The 15203-nt window shown below is 39.9% G+C and carries 16 protein-coding genes; 11 read left to right on the top strand and 5 right to left on the bottom strand.

The annotated features are described in order from the left end of the window. The 4 genes from V6259_RS17230 (at window position 1) to V6259_RS17215 (ending at window position 6332) form a co-directional block, all read left to right on the top strand. Window positions 1-1944 carry an EH signature domain-containing protein gene (locus V6259_RS17230; RefSeq protein ID WP_341585574.1) on the top strand — a complete coding sequence of 648 codons (1944 nt, stop codon included), beginning with the start codon at window positions 1-3 and terminating at the stop codon, window positions 1942-1944. 12 nt (window positions 1945-1956) lie between these two features. Next, on the top strand, window positions 1957-4980 hold the full coding sequence (locus V6259_RS17225) for a DEAD/DEAH box helicase (RefSeq protein WP_341585573.1): 3024 nt from the start codon (window positions 1957-1959) through the stop codon (window positions 4978-4980). Between the two features lie 158 nt (window positions 4981-5138). Beyond that, on the top strand, window positions 5139-5750 hold the full coding sequence (locus tag V6259_RS17220; protein ID WP_341585572.1) for a hypothetical protein: 612 nt from the start codon (window positions 5139-5141) through the stop codon (window positions 5748-5750). A 12-nt stretch (window positions 5751-5762) separates the two neighbouring features. Beyond that, window positions 5763-6332, top strand: a complete 570-nt coding sequence (locus tag V6259_RS17215; protein WP_341585571.1) for a hypothetical protein — start codon at window positions 5763-5765, stop codon at window positions 6330-6332. A 104-nt stretch (window positions 6333-6436) separates the two neighbouring features. On the opposite strand, the gene V6259_RS17210 is transcribed toward V6259_RS17215, so the two are convergent. From V6259_RS17210 to V6259_RS17200, 3 genes are read right to left on the bottom strand one after another with little or no spacing between them, the layout of a single operon-like run. Continuing rightward, on the bottom strand, window positions 6437-7072 hold the full coding sequence (locus V6259_RS17210) for a hypothetical protein (protein WP_341585570.1): 636 nt from the start codon (window positions 7070-7072) through the stop codon (window positions 6437-6439). Then, window positions 7065-8270, bottom strand: a complete 1206-nt coding sequence (locus V6259_RS17205) for a site-specific integrase (RefSeq protein WP_341585569.1) — start codon at window positions 8268-8270, stop codon at window positions 7065-7067. The genes V6259_RS17210 and V6259_RS17205 overlap by 8 nt, the downstream gene beginning before the upstream one ends. 2 nt (window positions 8271-8272) lie before the next feature. After that, the gene (locus tag V6259_RS17200) at window positions 8273-8488 is read right to left on the bottom strand and encodes a hypothetical protein (protein WP_191600067.1); all 216 of its coding nucleotides are present in this window, start codon (window positions 8486-8488) and stop codon (window positions 8273-8275) included. A gap of 132 nt (window positions 8489-8620) precedes the next feature. Here V6259_RS17200 and V6259_RS17195 point away from each other — a divergent pair, with 132 nt between their 5' ends. Continuing rightward, window positions 8621-8848, top strand: coding sequence for a helix-turn-helix domain-containing protein (locus V6259_RS17195; protein ID WP_341585568.1), 228 nt, complete (start codon window positions 8621-8623; stop codon window positions 8846-8848). Window positions 8849-8904: 56 nt separating this feature from the next. Further along, a complete protein-coding gene (locus V6259_RS17190; protein WP_341585567.1) occupies window positions 8905-9099 on the top strand; it encodes a hypothetical protein in 195 nt (64 codons plus the stop codon). Window positions 9100-9115: 16 nt separating this feature from the next. On the opposite strand, the gene V6259_RS17185 is transcribed toward V6259_RS17190, so the two are convergent. Then, window positions 9116-9445 carry a hypothetical protein gene (locus tag V6259_RS17185; RefSeq protein ID WP_341585566.1) on the bottom strand — a complete coding sequence of 110 codons (330 nt, stop codon included), beginning with the start codon at window positions 9443-9445 and terminating at the stop codon, window positions 9116-9118. Window positions 9446-9760: 315 nt separating this feature from the next. Between V6259_RS17185 and umuD the strand changes: the two genes are divergently transcribed. The 4 genes from umuD to V6259_RS17165 are packed head-to-tail and all read left to right on the top strand — an operon-like array spanning window position 9761 to window position 12212. After that, a complete protein-coding gene (gene umuD / locus V6259_RS17180) occupies window positions 9761-10207 on the top strand; it encodes a translesion error-prone DNA polymerase V autoproteolytic subunit (protein ID WP_341585565.1) in 447 nt (148 codons plus the stop codon). Then, window positions 10207-11478 carry a translesion error-prone DNA polymerase V subunit UmuC gene (gene umuC / locus V6259_RS17175; RefSeq protein WP_341585564.1) on the top strand — a complete coding sequence of 424 codons (1272 nt, stop codon included), beginning with the start codon at window positions 10207-10209 and terminating at the stop codon, window positions 11476-11478. The genes umuD and umuC overlap by 1 nt, the downstream gene beginning before the upstream one ends. 22 nt (window positions 11479-11500) lie before the next feature. Further along, window positions 11501-11872: a hypothetical protein gene (locus V6259_RS17170; protein WP_341585563.1), complete on the top strand. Its 372-nt coding sequence runs from the start codon at window positions 11501-11503 to the stop codon at window positions 11870-11872. Next, entirely contained in the window at window positions 11862-12212 is a 351-nt protein-coding gene (locus V6259_RS17165; protein ID WP_341585562.1) for an ethanolamine utilization protein EutQ, read from the top strand. Before V6259_RS17170 ends, V6259_RS17165 begins: the two co-directional genes overlap by 11 nt. A 408-nt stretch (window positions 12213-12620) precedes the next feature. On the opposite strand, the gene V6259_RS17160 is transcribed toward V6259_RS17165, so the two are convergent. Beyond that, window positions 12621-13661 (bottom strand): GlxA family transcriptional regulator, encoded by a 1041-nt coding sequence (locus tag V6259_RS17160; RefSeq protein WP_341585561.1) that lies wholly within the window; start codon window positions 13659-13661, stop codon window positions 12621-12623. Between the two features lie 300 nt (window positions 13662-13961). Between V6259_RS17160 and V6259_RS17155 the strand changes: the two genes are divergently transcribed. Continuing rightward, complete coding sequence (locus V6259_RS17155) at window positions 13962-14933, top strand: LysR family transcriptional regulator (protein WP_341585560.1); 972 nt, start codon at window positions 13962-13964, stop codon at window positions 14931-14933. Window positions 14934-15203 lie beyond the last annotated feature (270 nt).

Genomic DNA, 15203 nt, shown 5'->3' with positions numbered 1-15203 from the left:
ATGTTGCAATTACCTTCTATTCCTAGGTTACAAGATGCTCAGTGGGAAAAAGTCTCTGAACAGTGGGTTAAGTTAATAGCGAACACAAAGAAAATTGCAGACAGTGCAGGCCAAAGTCAAGAGTTTAAGGCCCTTGAGGAAGGGGTTAGAAGGCTCGTTGTACAAGGTGACGTCGAGCAGGTAAAAAAGATTCTTCAAAAGCGGCGCGGTGTTCGTGTGTTGACGCAGCTTTGGATTGATAGCGAAGAAGTTAGGCAGCATTCCTTTAATGAATCTTTTATCGATCACATAAAAGAGCTGCATCCTAAATTAGGGATGTCGTCTTTGATGAATTTAATTTCGCTGCTGTATCGTTATTTCGATGATTTGAATGTTGGCACCGCCTTTCACAAGCTAACAGCTTGGCTGTCTGAACAAATAGATTTACGTCTAAAAGATCGAAAGCGAGGTAGCAGCGATACCATTCTTTCGGTCCTGCATCAGCATAAGAATTGGCTATTTGATATAACTGCTCCGAAGGCAGTTGTAGATTTAGCTACAAAGAACCATTTAGATCTGAATGATCAACTTAAAAAACTACGGTTAAGTGAGCTTCCGCAAGGACGCTTTTTGAATATATGCCACGCCCAGTATTATTTAGAAACGTTGCGTGACATTCCGTTAGGTGAGGATCACGAGATTCTATCTGAGCTGTCTAAAACTGAAGTGGCAGGAATGCCTTACGAAGACGGTAAGCGAATTGGCCATATAGCTTTAGAGATTATCATTGACCGTTCTGGTGGTGCCCCTTCAAGCGTCTGGCAAAACTTTGTACTTGATCTTGCTGGTGACCCACGTATTGCGAGTACGGCTAAAAACTATCGTGAATGGTGGATGCCAATAGGTGAGAATCGAATTAAAGCGGTAACAAGCTGGCTTGCGAAAGAAGACTTACGTTTGTTCTTGGGAGCAATCGAAGAGTATGGAAAACAGTCTGGCGATGAAGCCCTTAATCGAATGTTTCCTGCTAGGAAGCGGTTTTTAGAAGGACTGTATGAACATGGAATTATTCGAAATACAAGGTTGATGTTAGGAAACAAGGCGGCGTCAACAGTTAAGAGGGTGCTTGGTAAAAGCATGACTACTAATTTTATTAAGCTTTCTGACTCAAGTATGACTGATAAAGCCGTTATTTACTTGGATTGTGGGGATTTCCATATCATAGAGGGTTCTCATGAATTTAAATTATGGATTTATATGGGGTTGCCTAGTATTCGATTATCAGATTACTCCCTAGATAAACTAAGCCATTCGGATTTGACGGTTAGATTTGTTCGGGATTTTAGGAGTTCTTACGATGGCGGGCAGTACAAATCTATTACTCATTCACCAACAACTTGGCAAAAAAATGCTATTGAGTTTTTAGCAGAAAATGGCGTCGAACTGGATCTGGAAAAAGTTCTTTCTAGAGAGGATTACCAAATTTACATTAGGCGTTTTGGAGTGCCTGTTGTTAAGAAAATAACGTCAGATACAAGCAAAACACTAGAAGCTCAAATTCTAAGAGTACTAGAAATCAACCCTCCACTTAAGGCCAAATCTATAGCTAATGCTTTGTTTACAGAGTTTGACTTAGTTGTTGGGAAACCCAAAATTAACTCTACTTTGTACTCACTAAGGTCAGAAGGAAAAGCGTCGCTTGATGATGACTATTTTTGGAGTTTACCAAACACAAATAGTGAATATGTAACTAGTGAGCCTGCTACTCAACATAGTTTTGATAGTCTTAGCTTTGAAGGCAAAAGAATAATTAAAAAAATTGAAGAGCTTGAGGGGTGTAACTTATTTATTCTACGTACCTCACTTGGGGTAACAGCAAGTCATTGCTTGAAGTATATTCGTGGCGAATTAGCGCCTTTTATTGAGAAAGACTTTAAGCAAATGTATCGTCTGAAAAAGAAGTAAACGGAATTTAGTATGTCACTATTTAGCTTCGTAAAAAAACTACTGCCGAATCATAGTACCAACATCATGGAAGGTTCCTCTTATAGGCTTTTCTATGATTCTTTGGGTGTTAATTTTGTGACAGAACCCGCTGTATACCATTGCCTAAATCAAGGTCAGGGCGGAGGGTTTCAGCTTGTTCAACATGTATTACTTAAAATGCTTCAGGAGCGAAGTATCGCTGAGGCACTGCCAAATGGTTTTCGTGTTGATAGCGAAGAAGCTGTGCTTTTAGACCCCGAAGATGCTGATGCTCTTGGGCTACCTGGTCCTTTTGATGGTTCATTTGATCTTGATGTACAAGGGCGTACGACGAAGAGTGGTTTTTCACTTACTTTATTCGCGAAGCTGGGTAACAACAAATACCCTGTTCGCCGAAAAGGGCCGCTTTTAGCTTTTAGTGAAAGCACTCAGTTTTTACTTTCTCCTACTCAGTTAGAAGCTATTAAAGCAGTTGAAGAGCATGCATCTTTGCTTGCTGATGAGCGAACAGAATTAGCGAATGTCTTGGCTGTCGCTAAATTGCAGCAAGCCACAAAAAATGGTTTAAACCTCGACTTAAAGCATTTTGATAGATTTGAGTTGGTACAACCAGAGAATATAACAATCTCCGCTAACCAACGCGGAGATGGAAGTCTAGAACTTTCTCCTAGCTTTGGGGATGGCACGACATCAGAAGAATTACAGAACCGTTGGGCGCAACTTGAAGGTGATGGACAGGTCATACGGGTAAAAGAGCGGATTGTTCTTTTATCAGACGAAAAGAAACAAGCTGTTCAGGAAGTTCTACAAAACAGAACCATTCCAGCACATAAGGTAGCTGAGTTTATTCAAACACCCTCAGCATTTTTAGATGCCTCAATTGTTAATTTAGACTTGGGCTTTTCTGTTCGAGTGGCAGGCATTGGAAAGATGGTTCATCTGCCATTTGGACAAGACAGCGATGCTACCAACAAGTGGTTTTCGACTAATGCGGACAGTGAGCCACCTGAACGCCTTGTTAAGCTTTTAGAATGCGAAGAAGACCTACAAGCGTTCGAACAAAGCTATGGACAAGCAAAAGGACAAAATGCTGAGAGTGTTGTTGTCAATGATGAGTCTATTGATATTCGTGATGATGGACGTGTTCAGGATGCATTAGCTGAAGTAAAAGAGAAAATTACTCAGACCAGTAGCGACGATAATGAGTCTGAGATAGAGGACGCTTTAGTTCGTAAAGAAAAAGTGTCACTGCTTTTAAAAGAAACTGACGAACACAACCATGACATTGTTACTAAGGTCGAAAATCTTGATAAGTCCCCCGATTTTGATCGATCAAATCTAGCCAGATCTCCATTTCAACATCAGGAATCTGGTATCAAGTGGATGTTAGCCTTATTGAAGTCAGCACTACGTGATGATCATGATGACTTATATCGCATTCAGGGAGCTTTACTTGCTGATGATATGGGGTTGGGTAAAACCTATATGACATTAGTAATGCTTGCTGAATATCTTGTGCTGCAAAAGCAAAGTCGCCAACCTGAAAAACCGATTTTAATCGTTGCTCCTTTAAGCTTGTTGGAAAATTGGGAAGAAGAGGTTGCTGTTACGTTTAATTCATCACCATTTAGGGATATTAAAATCCTCCAGTCTGGGCGGGACTTAAAAGAGTTTCGCAAACAAGGTGCTGAACGAGAGTCGATTCAATTAAGTTCAGTAATGAGCGATTCAAAAGCGGACTATGAATCAATACGTTACGCTTTGCATGTTGGTCCTGAAGCTGCCACTAAACGGCTGGATATGGATCGACGAATTGTTCTCACTACTTACCAAACTTTAAGAGATTATCAGTTTTCATTGTGTGTAATTGATTGGGGTATTGTGGTTTTTGATGAAGCACAAAACATTAAAAATCCAAATACTCAAGCAACTCGTGCGGCCAAGGCTCTGAAAGCAGACTTTAAATTGCTGGCAACAGGCACTCCGGTTGAGAATAGTTTAAGTGAGTTTTGGTGTTTATTCGATACAGCACAGCCTGGCTTATTAGGGGATTGGCCGTATTTTAAAGAGCGTTGGATTAAGCCAATAAGCAATGCAGAAGAGGAAGATAAACCTGCTAAACGCTTAGAAGTTGGTGAAGACCTTAGAGCTGCAGTTGGTCAATTTATGTTGCGTCGTACAAAAGAAAGTGAGTTAAAGGGGATGCCGGTGAAGACTATAAGAACCGGCTTACAACTGGATTTAGCCGATAATATGGCTTTTGCTCCTGATCTTGCTCAGTCGATGACAGGTGCCCAGAAAACTGCTTATGACCAGATCATTGAAGACTATCGAAAATCTAAAGCCAAAGAAGATGGCACTGGGCATGCTCTGGCTGTATTACAAGAATTACGGAAAGTTAGCCTACACCCGCGTTTAGAGGAAATTTTTAAAACGCCAGCGGGTTCTAGCAAAGAAGCCATGCAGCAGCTTAACGAGTCCGAAAAGTTAAGAATGTTGATGAATACCTTGAATGATATTCGGAGTAAAAGTGAAAAAGTGATTATCTTTGCTACTACGAAAAAGCTACAAGCTGTTCTAAAAATATGCCTTGATAAAATTTTCGGACTTAATATTCATATCATTAATGGTGATGCGAAAGCTGTAGCTACTAAAGAAGATCAATTGTCCCGCAAGGGGATGATTACAGATTTTGAAGCTGTTGATGGCTTCAATATTATTATCATGTCGCCAGTGGCAGCTGGTGTAGGCCTAACAGTCGTTGGTGCTAATCATGTTGTGCATTTAGAGCGACACTGGAATCCGGCGAAAGAAGCACAAGCTACGGATCGAGTTTATAGAATCGGCCAAAAGAAAGATGTGTTTATACATTTACCTTGTTTGCTTCACCCAGAGTACGACTCTTTTGATGTTAACTTGGATCGATTGCTGGCAAAGAAAACCATGTTGCGGGATGCTGTAGTAATTCCTGAAGCTGTATCTGAAAAAGAGATGATGGCTTCCTTAATGAAGTGATTTCTATGGAATGGTTATAAATTTCATTATCTAACAATAATATTTATTATATTTCCTCAAAATCATTAATCTCTAAGTTATTGATTTTAAATATTATATTTCTTGGCACGTCTTCTGCAATAGGTTGATCGTTCGATTAACCTATTGAGGATATTGTTATGAAATATGTGCCTTTACGTTTTGTCGCGCCTGTTTTGGCGCTGTCTTGTACCTTCTCTGTTTCTGCTGCTGAAAAATTTCCATCTCCCTTTGGTCTAGAGTGGGGAATGAGTAATGCTCAGCTGCAAGCTGTTGGTTTTTCAGTCCCCAAAAAACTCGACCAGTTTAGGGTGCTAACATCTGTGTCTACACCCAAACCTTGGTCTCAAGGCGATACTTATATTGCATTGACTTATAGGGATAAGTTGGTCAAAGCAATTGTTAACTCAAAGAGTATTACAGGAGATGCTTATGGTTCAGAAGGTAAGGCACTCTATACAAAGGTAAAGACTTTACTGACTAAAAAATATGGCACTCCAGAATCGCATTTTGAACGGACAGGAATGAAACTGTATGAAGATGCGGATGAATTTTACCAGTGTCTGGGTTATTCAGGGTGCGGATTCTATTATTCATCCTATTCTGTTTCTGGTGGAAACATTCAAGTTACATTAAAGGGCAGTGGTCGAGGAAGGGGCTATGTTGTTATCACCTATGAGAGCCCTGCTTTTTACAATGCAAAAAAAGCCATCGATTTAAAGAATAGTCAATCTGATAGTAGCGCACTGTAATTAGGAGGCAATATGAAAAAAATCATTGTTATTCTGTTGTGTCTGTTTAGTTATTTCGCTTATGCGAAAGATACAGTGAACTTGAAGGAGATTAAAACTCAAGTAATAAAGGGCGACGCTCGCAATGCTGGAGTAATCATTAATTTGACTAACAAGGGGCCCGATCTTTGGTTTTGTGTAGATGACCTTGGAAATACGTCGAGCCAAAATGATGTCTTTCGTGTGCTTTTACAAGTGGCCGCGAAACTAAAAAACCAAGAGTATGAGCAGATCATTTTGTGTCATCACCGGAAAACAGAGTTTTTACTATCTGGGAAAAATTTTTCTAAGATAGGACATGAGTTTGGAAAACAAAATGTTCTTTATACCTTGAGGACTTTTCCTGAAAAACTGAGATTGGCTGATGGCTCCAAAGCATTTTCTCGGCATCAAGGTGGGGTTCTGTATGTAATGAACCAGCAAATGAAGGATTTTAAAATCGTCAATTTAGATTGGTACTTGAGTGATATTTTACGTACACGACAAGCTGAAAAAGATATCAAAAGACCGAAATCCTTCGCCAAGGACGAAGACGTTTTTTGATGAAAAAATAAAGCGTAATTGAGTCAATGTTAAGTGTATTATGGAATTAACAGTTTAAGGTGCAAAAAGCCGCTATTTTGTAATTTCAAATAGCGGCTTTTTGATTAGTTACCGAGAAGTCGTTGTTCCCAGATGTGGTAGGCCTGTTTGCTAGATAATTGATCTAAGGTCTTTCCAATAGAGGCAATGTCATCATTCTGTTTCTCCGCTTGGCAAGCAAGCTCAACGATAAATTGGCTGTCGGTTAAATTCGACAGTTGCTTGCATAGTTTTTGCAGCGCATAGCTAGAAATGTTATGACCGAACTTGTTTATCACGTTTAAACAAAATGATTGCTCAGGCAGCGATGGTAAAAATTGAATGTGTTGCCTAATGGCCTGTAAACAGCTTTCGCGGTTTAACTGATGTACAGCATCCTTTTCCTTTTTAACTGGCTCCATTAAAAGCCCTGTAACCGGCTCGTACCATGCTAAGTAAAAGAACTGGCCATTCCGATAACGCTTTATGGCTGCTTCGAGTTGGAGGTAGTCACCAACAAAGTGATTAATCGCTAAAAATTGATTGCCAAGTAAACGTAGCTCTATGGTGTTATGGTCTTGAACATCTTTAATCGTTGCAATGCGTACTGGCCAGCCTGTATCTGTGATTTTTGCTTTTACAGACTCTAGTAGGTAGCAGCCTTTGAAGCGTTTATGGGTTGTTACTTGTGACAAATTTGGCTGAGCGTATAAGTTATGCATATTTCACTCCCAATTTACTTTGAAGTAGCTTTTCAATTGCTGAGCCGTCCATACGTGTTAAGTTTGGGACGTATCGTGAGTAGACTCGAAAGAGCATTGATGTATTGGCATGACCCATTTGACGAGCAATCCATTCAGGTGACTCGCCAGAAGCCAGCCACAAAGTCGCAGCAGTGTGACGGGTTTGATAAGGACGTCGTTTTTCTAATCTTAGACGCTTGAGAAGGGGATACCAGATACGCTGAGTCACATTATTATGCTTAATTGCATCACCATAGCGGTTGCAAAATACGAATTTTTCAAAATGCTCTGAGTGCTTTTTCTGACGCATTAAAGCGTTATAAACTGGGGTGCTCATATGAATGTCACGCACAGAGGACTCTGTTTTAGTAATGTCTTCCTCTCCAGCGACAATGGTCTCGCGGATTTTTATAACACGATGGTCAAAGTCCACGTATTTCCACTTCAAGCCATCGATCTCTCCTGTACGCATGCCGGTGAAGAAGCGAATTAGAAAGTAGTCTCGATAGTCTGGTCGTACAGTATCCAATATCAAGTTCACTTCTTCGATCGTAAAGGGAAAAGCATCGGTCTTCGGGCTTTTCAATGGTTTGATACGAATGTACGGCGTGGTAAAGTTGTATTCGTCGGCGGCGTCCTCGAAAATACGTTTCAAAGGGTTTATTACTTTATTGATGCGTGTGTTTGCTAGGCTTTCTTTGCCATTTCGACCTGGGACTTTGGCGAGTACGGTGCGAAATTTTAAGATGTCATTACGGGTGATGTCGTCGACCTTCATTTTTCCAAAATAAGGTAAGTAGTGCTTGGCAACAATGCTTTCGATGTTGACAATGTGAGAACGACGCCAAGCAACCTTTTGGCGTTCAATCCAAGCCCCAACGAATTCTTCAAATATTGGAACCTCTACTTGATTTTGCTGGTATCTCCACTCTTCGGGTTGGTGTGTTTTTAACTCTAAATCATCAAAATTTTTAGCGGATTTACTATCTGGGAAATGAGCGCTGTAACGAAAGGTTCCAGCTATAATCTCAGACTCAATCTGGACTAGTGTTCGTTCGAGTTTTTTACGGCTAGCTACAGTAGGTTTTAGCGTTGTTTGTTCCCTGCAGCGTTTCCCCATGTAACGGAAATCGAGGTAAAGGGTGTTGGTTTCTTTACGAACATTGATACTAGCCATAATTATGCCTCCTCTGTATAAGCCATAGCTAAGTTGTCATCTTGAACCAGCATGTCTTCTTCAATTGCTTCCCAAATGAATAGAATCTTTCTTCTATTGAACGGGCGAATATAGTGGCGCCCTTCTAATAGGCATGAGTCCAATAGCTCATTTCGAATAGTGCGAGCTGTGTAATGTATTCTCTCTGATAGCTGTTCTGTGCTAAGGTAGGTGTTCATATGTATATATCCTATCTAAAGATCAAATTTATTGTCAATTGATAATATATATTATCAATATGTGTAAGATTAAGTCGGTTGGCGTGATCTGTCAATACTTTTGATTATAAAAGTTATCAAAAGAGTTTATTTATGATCAGATTCAGGTTGAACGAGATGATTTCAGAGAAGTCATTTCAAGAAGGAAGAAGGATTACGATTGGTGAGGTTGCCAAAGAAACGGGGATTAACCGTATGACTTTGTCAAAGATGATTAACCACAAAGGTTATAGTACAGTGACAGATAATTTGGATAAGTTATGCGCTTATTTTAAGTGCGGATTAGACGAACTTGCAGAGTATGTTCACGAAGATGAATAGCTTTGAATTTATTTGTTAACTGTTTTCATTTCCAATAACTAAGCAGTGGGTAAGCTATGAAAGAAGGTGATAAAGGTCTTTATAGCGCATTACTAGAAGCAGGAGCAGATTCAGTCAAGGCAAACTCAGCGGCAGACATAACGCTTAGGCTCGTTGAATTGAGAAATGATACGACTTTTCTGAAATTGGCTGTTCTACTTATCATTTCACTCAAAGTGCTGGGATGTTTCGCTATTTTTAGCGGAGGGTAGAGCAGGGGAAAAGCCATCAAAAAATCGTGTCATCCAGCTGCTTTAGTAGTTGCTTGCCTTTGGTTGTCAGTCTTATTCTCCGATTTTTGCCCGAGTCTGCGTACTCTGCTAATCCTAGTCCATCACTAGAGCGATATTTACTCCCTGAAGAAAGCTTTCGAAATTGTCCTAAGGCGAATTTATATTCAGCAGAGGTTGCGTCATGAGTAGAGGCTAGGTCGAGAACGGAAAGAGCCGCTTCTTTTTCCTTGGCGATCATTAGAAAGAAAATCATCTGATTGATGCTAGTAATACCGAAACTTTGGGCTATATGAAGGGTTTTTATGAGTTTCTGGTGTTCATTCATTTCTATTTAGGCTCCTTCGCTTTATGAGTATTTGGACTGTCGATTGCAATAGTTTCCATTACAAAGGCTATCTCGTAAACCTATCAATAGAGCTAAGAAAATGCCAATTCAAGTTATTCAAACGGCTAATATCAGCATAATCAGTAGCCCTGATGGACTGCCTGTCACTAACTCTGGAGTATCCTGGCAGTTTGCCTAGAGTAGATTCCCTAATTTTTCTCTTAGAGTTTGGGATTTATCCTCTTGCGAGAATTCACTTGGCTATTCGTACTCTCTAAATATATACTGTATATCCATACAGTATATTGGTGAATTATGCGTGTAACTTATTTAGGTGTATCTGAATCGTCGGAATTTATCGCGGCAAATAGTCTGCGAATTCCGCTTTATGCTGATTCTGTGTCAGCTGGGTTTCCTTCTCCGGCGCAAGATTTTGTTGAGCGAACGTTGGACCTTAATGAGTTTTGTGTCTCCCGCCCTGCATCTACGTTCTATGTTCGTGCCCAAGGTGACTCCATGATTGAAGCTGGTATCTTATCAGGTGATGTTTTGCTGGTAGATAAGTCATTAACCGCTCGTCATGGTGATATCGTAATTGCCTGTATTCATGGAGAAATGACTGTAAAGACCTTGGAGTTACAACCTAATGTGCTTCTTCGTCCTAGAAATCAGGCTTATAAAGCCATTGTGATAACAGAAGAGTCAGAGTTCGAGGTTTTTGGTGTAGTAACCAGTGTGATTCGTAAGTATGAGCGTGGCTGATGCAAACAGTGTTTGCTTTAGTCGATTGCAATAACTTTTATGCTAGTTGTGAGAAGTTGTTTCGACCTGATTTGAAACGCACACCCATAGTTGTCTTGTCTAACAACGATGGCTGTGTCATTGCACGTTCAAAAGAAGCAAAATCGCTGGGTATTAAGATGGGCGTGCCGATGTTTCGGGTTCAGGAAGAGATAAAGCAGCATGGGATTGTGTGTTTTTCATCGAATTACGCTTTGTATGCGGATATGTCGAATAGGGTAATGACGATCTTAGAAGAGGAAGCACCTCGGCTGGAAGTGTATTCCATCGATGAAGCCTTTATGGATTTAACCGGTATTAATCATGTGCCGGATTTGCTGGAGTTTGGTAAGGGAATAAAAGCTAAGGTTGATCAGTGGACAGGAATTACAGTGGGGATTGGTATAGCTCCCACCAAAACATTGGCTAAGTTGGCTAATCACGCTGCAAAGAAATACCCAGCGACGGGTTCGGTCGTGGATTTGATGGACTCAGATAGACAAAAGCGTTTGCTTGCATTGGTTGACGTGAGTGATGTGTGGGGCGTTGGCAGTCGTACTACGGCAAAGCTAAAGGAGAGGGGGATTCATACTGGGTTGGACTTAGCTAACGCCGATCCTAAATCAATTCGTAGTGAGTTTTCTGTGGTGTTAGAGCGAACTATTCGAGAGCTGAATGGTGTGTCTTGCTTGGATTTAGAGTTAGTCAGGCCGACTAAACAACAAATTATTTGTAGTCGTTCATTTGGTCATAAAGTGACGGAGAAGCGCGAACTACGGGAAGCCATCGCCAAGTACACAACCAGAGCCGCCGAGAAACTACGTGGGGAAAAACGCCTTTGTCGCGTTGTGAGTGTGTTTATCCGTACCAGCCCCTTTATTCCAAACGAACCGCAGTACTCGAAAACGTTATCTGCAGAACTCCCCAATCCAACTGACGACACACGATATTTATTAGAAGTGGCCGACGTGTTGTTTCGTCGTATGTATCGGACAGGCTATCGCTATGCCAAAGGTGGGGTGATGCTGACAGACTTCTACGAACATGGAGCCTTACAACAAGATTTATTTCGAGCAGACAACACGAAAACCAATTCAAAAGCCCTAATGAGCGTCGTGGACAAAATCAATCACAGCGGCCTGGGTAACGTCTTTTTTGCCTCGCAAGGTGTGTCACCACAATGGTCAATGAAACGAGAACATCTATCGCCAGCATACACGACTAGGTGGGAGGAGTTGCCAAAGGTTTTTTGATTCAAAGTGTAGAAAATTCAAATTGACTAAAGCTTTTGATGAGCGTTATCCGCAATTAACAGACTTAAAATTTGAATATACTTGGGGAGGGGCGAGTAGCTTGTCAGGAAACTTTGAAACTTACTTTGGTGAAGTGGAAAAGGATATTTTTACATCTTGCTGTGATCAAAGCGTTGGCGCGGCGCGTGGTACATATTCTGGCATGATGCTTGCTGACATGGCTTGTGGAATAAAATCTGATCTCCTAGATAGTATTAAGATCGTATCAGGTAATCCTTCCCGATTACCTGCTAAACCATTGTTGCGTATCGGTGTTCCTGTACGTTTGGCCTTTGAGCGGTTCAGAAGTCTAGTTAAAACTCATTTAAAATGTCGGAGAAGATATGTCTGCTAAATTAATCAAAGGAAATAGCCTCACTCATATTCATCGAGGAGGGCCTCCTGGAAAAGCGAGTGTTGCAAGGGCTGTTAGTAACGACCTTAGCACAACAATGGGAGCTGGTGTAGCTTACTTTGATGATTGTTCTATCAGTTGGACGGTATTGTATGATGAAGTTATTTATGTTGTTGATGGCGTATTTCGTCTGGTAACTAAAGATGGTGTTATTGAAGGAGAAGCCGGAGATATAATCTGGATATCGGAGGGTACGGAGCTCAAGTATGAAGGTCGGCAAGCTAAAATTTTTTATGCTGTCTATCCAGGTAACTGGAAAGAATTACATGGACTATCCTAACCATCTTTAAGCCTTTAGAGCATACGAACAAGTCAGACTATGTTGTTCTGACTTTCGTTGTTCATCAATATTACGCCAAAAAAATGCCATTTTAGCGATTAAAGTGCTCTGGATGTTGTAACTGCTATTGAGACGGGCTGACTCTGTGTAGACTTCATAATCTGATCCAGTCTCAGCATCTCCAAGAGAAAATAGTATAGCAAGCTTGTTGTCATTTTAAGATAGAGCTTTTACTGGACTTGTAGCTCATGGTCATACTCTAATTGTTTGGCGACATTAGAATACCACCTATGGGCAGTTCATCTCTTGCCACACTCAACCATGAGTTGTGCACTTATTATCTGAATTTGCGGTCAATAAAGATGCAACCATGTCAGAGTGGATAAGACGTAGTTGCATCTTTTATAACTAATAACCAGAGTTTTTTCTAGCTGAACGAGGGCTCATCCCATAAAGTTCTTTAAAACGATTGCTAAAATGACTACTTGTTACGAATCCGCTTGCTAAAGCTATGTTTGTAACGCTCTCGTTAGACTGTATGAGTAAATCTTTTCCATGTTTAAGTCTAATTTCTAAATAAAGTTTGGAAGGAGTTTTGTTTAGGTGCTGCTTAAATAAGCGCTCGATTTGTCTTCTTGACAAACAGCAATATTCGGTTAAATCATCGATGCTTAGAGGCTCTTCTATATTATTTTTCATGAGCTTTAATATTAATTTAAGTGATCTAGGTAGTCTATGTGAATGATAGTCATAAAATTCAAATGCATTTGATGAACTAGGAGATTTATCGCAGCTCAATACTTGTTTAATTGATTTTATAAGATTTTTATCGGTGAACTTTTCGATTAAATGTAGCATCATTTCTTGAGCACTATTTACTCCAGAGCTGCTTGCTATACTCTCACCAATTACATAAGTCTGATTCGTTACGGATATTGAAGAGAATTTTTCCTTCATGAAAGAATGATTGTTTGGATGTACTGCGCAGATCATTCCATTCATGACTCGAGCATTTGCTATAGGAATAATTCCATTCCACAAAGATGCTAAGAAAATTTTCTTTTTTACTGCGCTTGATATATAGGAAGAAACAATAGGATTTTCTTTTAGACTGCAACGATAACCACCACATACAACTAAGATGTCAAAATGAAATAGCTCAGCGTTAATCTGATTGGTTAAAGTCAAATCTGTAGATACGCTTATATTAATATCACTGTCAACAGATATAGAGTTTATACCAATTTTCTTGAGCTCAAAAACTGAGGTTTCGGATAGCAAATTTGCCGTTACTAAAGCATCTACAGAAGATGTAAAAGAGGCCATTGAGAAATTTTCTAAAAGAAGGAATGCTATTTTTATTGGTGAAGCAGTGCTTTCTTTAATGAATGGTCTATGTTGCGCATCTGAATACTTTTTTTGGTCGTTTTGTGAGCTTGTGCTTCTCATAATTTTCTCGTCGCTTTTATGATGGTTTTTATTGGAATAAATTTTTTACCCTAGTACCTTTACCTTTTAGCTAAGTTGAGTCAAATGAGTAATTTTTAGAAAAATTGATAACATCCTGTTATCATTTGTCGCTATAGAATAATTAAACTACGAAGTGGGCTATTCCTTAAGTTAAGCTGTGCTTCGAAGTCTACAGAACACAAACGCTGATTGTTTATAGGCAATCCCTATTTCTTCGACGAATTGAATGGATTAAGATTAGTTAATTAAGATATACGTTATAACTAATAGGAATAATGCATGGTTAAGTATGTTGAACCTGATCAAATTCTTGTGAAAATGCCATCGTTAAGGGCTGTAAAGTCTTTTGTTGCTGCAGCGAAATATCAAAATTTTACCCGTGCAGCGGAAGCTCTCTGCGTTACGCAAGCGGCAATAAGTCGGCAAATTAGAGAACTTGAAGCGTCATTAGGTGTTGCATTGTTTAAAAGAGCGGGAAGAGCAGTAGAGCTGACTGAGGCCGGTATTATCTTTTATGATGCTGCTTATCTTTCATTTGTGAATATTGCGCAAGCAGCTCAAAGGATAAAAGCGACCGAAGAAGCTAATAAAGAACTTACTATTTGCTGTTCACCCGCTTTCTCATCTTTGTGGCTTTCGTCATGTCTCCCTGACTTTATATCTAAATATCCTGATATTAATATCAATATTGTTACGACAAGTGACTTTTTGCATATTGAACCGGGTGTGCATCCAGATGTATTTATCAACAAAATAATGGATCCTCGCGAAGGTTATCAATCTATCCCTCTTTTTTTTGATCTGATCTACCCAGTTTGTTCTCCTCTATTCCTACAAAAGCATTCGGAGATAGCAGAGCTAGAGGGGCTAAGGGCAACTCAGCTATTAAACTTAAGTCCATATGGGCGCTCTCAAGTAGCTGAACATGTTGATTGGGGAGTGTGGTTTAATAGTTTGAACCCAGAGTTGGCAATCGATGAAAAGTTACAGCTATTCAATGCAAATGACTACAATATGATCATTCAGATGGCCTTGAGTCATAAAGGTGTTTGTTTAGGATGGAATCACCTAGTTGCTCATCTTGTAGAACAAGGTTTGTTGGTTAGAGTCGGTGCATCTGAGTTATCTTACAAAGAGAAAATGCATTACTTAACTTATGCTGAGAATCATCGGAATAGAAAAATATTAGATCTTTTTAAGGGTTGGTTCCTCGAAATAGTCAAAGATGAACCGACCAGCTTAATTAGTTGATTATAAAACATTTCCTTTCATTTTGAGTGTCGTTTTTTAGGCACTCTTTCACTTCAAATCTCTACGCTCTTTAGCGGCTTTCTTGCTTTTCATCTCTTAATCTCTTCATGGTCATAAGTCACCTAAGATCGTGAAGGTTTGATTGTAGTGGTCAAGTAAAACTGGCCACGGTTTTATAGTTTCTCCAGTACAGTTCTTCCGCTTTATTCGGTGGCAACATTCTATTGTGTTGATGCGGCCTGATTTGGCTGTAGTATCCTACTATGTAAT

Source organism: Marinomonas sp. TI.3.20, assembly GCF_038155025.1.
Lineage (GTDB): Bacteria > Pseudomonadota > Gammaproteobacteria > Pseudomonadales > Marinomonadaceae > Marinomonas > Marinomonas flavescens.
The sequence above is the reverse complement of the archived record's forward strand: the minus strand, read 5'-3'. Positions and strand labels throughout refer to the sequence as shown.

What these genes read in the sequence shown, in the direction of transcription:
- V6259_RS17230 (WP_341585574.1), top strand. Translation starts at nt 1, where the DNA reads ATGTTGCAATTACCTTCTATTCCTAGGTTACAAGATGCTCAGTGGGAA.
- V6259_RS17225 (WP_341585573.1), top strand. Translation starts at nt 1,957, where the DNA reads ATGTCACTATTTAGCTTCGTAAAAAAACTACTGCCGAATCATAGTACC.
- V6259_RS17220 (WP_341585572.1), top strand. Translation starts at nt 5,139, where the DNA reads ATGAAATATGTGCCTTTACGTTTTGTCGCGCCTGTTTTGGCGCTGTCT.
- V6259_RS17215 (WP_341585571.1), top strand. Translation starts at nt 5,763, where the DNA reads ATGAAAAAAATCATTGTTATTCTGTTGTGTCTGTTTAGTTATTTCGCT.
- V6259_RS17210 (WP_341585570.1), bottom strand. Translation starts at nt 7,072, where the DNA reads ATGCATAACTTATACGCTCAGCCAAATTTGTCACAAGTAACAACCCAT.
- V6259_RS17205 (WP_341585569.1), bottom strand. Translation starts at nt 8,270, where the DNA reads ATGGCTAGTATCAATGTTCGTAAAGAAACCAACACCCTTTACCTCGAT.
- V6259_RS17200 (WP_191600067.1), bottom strand. Translation starts at nt 8,488, where the DNA reads ATGAACACCTACCTTAGCACAGAACAGCTATCAGAGAGAATACATTAC.
- V6259_RS17195 (WP_341585568.1), top strand. Translation starts at nt 8,621, where the DNA reads ATGATCAGATTCAGGTTGAACGAGATGATTTCAGAGAAGTCATTTCAA.
- V6259_RS17190 (WP_341585567.1), top strand. Translation starts at nt 8,905, where the DNA reads ATGAAAGAAGGTGATAAAGGTCTTTATAGCGCATTACTAGAAGCAGGA.
- V6259_RS17185 (WP_341585566.1), bottom strand. Translation starts at nt 9,445, where the DNA reads ATGAATGAACACCAGAAACTCATAAAAACCCTTCATATAGCCCAAAGT.
- umuD (WP_341585565.1), top strand. Translation starts at nt 9,761, where the DNA reads ATGCGTGTAACTTATTTAGGTGTATCTGAATCGTCGGAATTTATCGCG.
- umuC (WP_341585564.1), top strand. Translation starts at nt 10,207, where the DNA reads ATGCAAACAGTGTTTGCTTTAGTCGATTGCAATAACTTTTATGCTAGT.
- V6259_RS17165 (WP_341585562.1), top strand. Translation starts at nt 11,862, where the DNA reads ATGTCTGCTAAATTAATCAAAGGAAATAGCCTCACTCATATTCATCGA.
- V6259_RS17160 (WP_341585561.1), bottom strand. Translation starts at nt 13,661, where the DNA reads ATGAGAAGCACAAGCTCACAAAACGACCAAAAAAAGTATTCAGATGCG.
- V6259_RS17155 (WP_341585560.1), top strand. Translation starts at nt 13,962, where the DNA reads ATGGTTAAGTATGTTGAACCTGATCAAATTCTTGTGAAAATGCCATCG.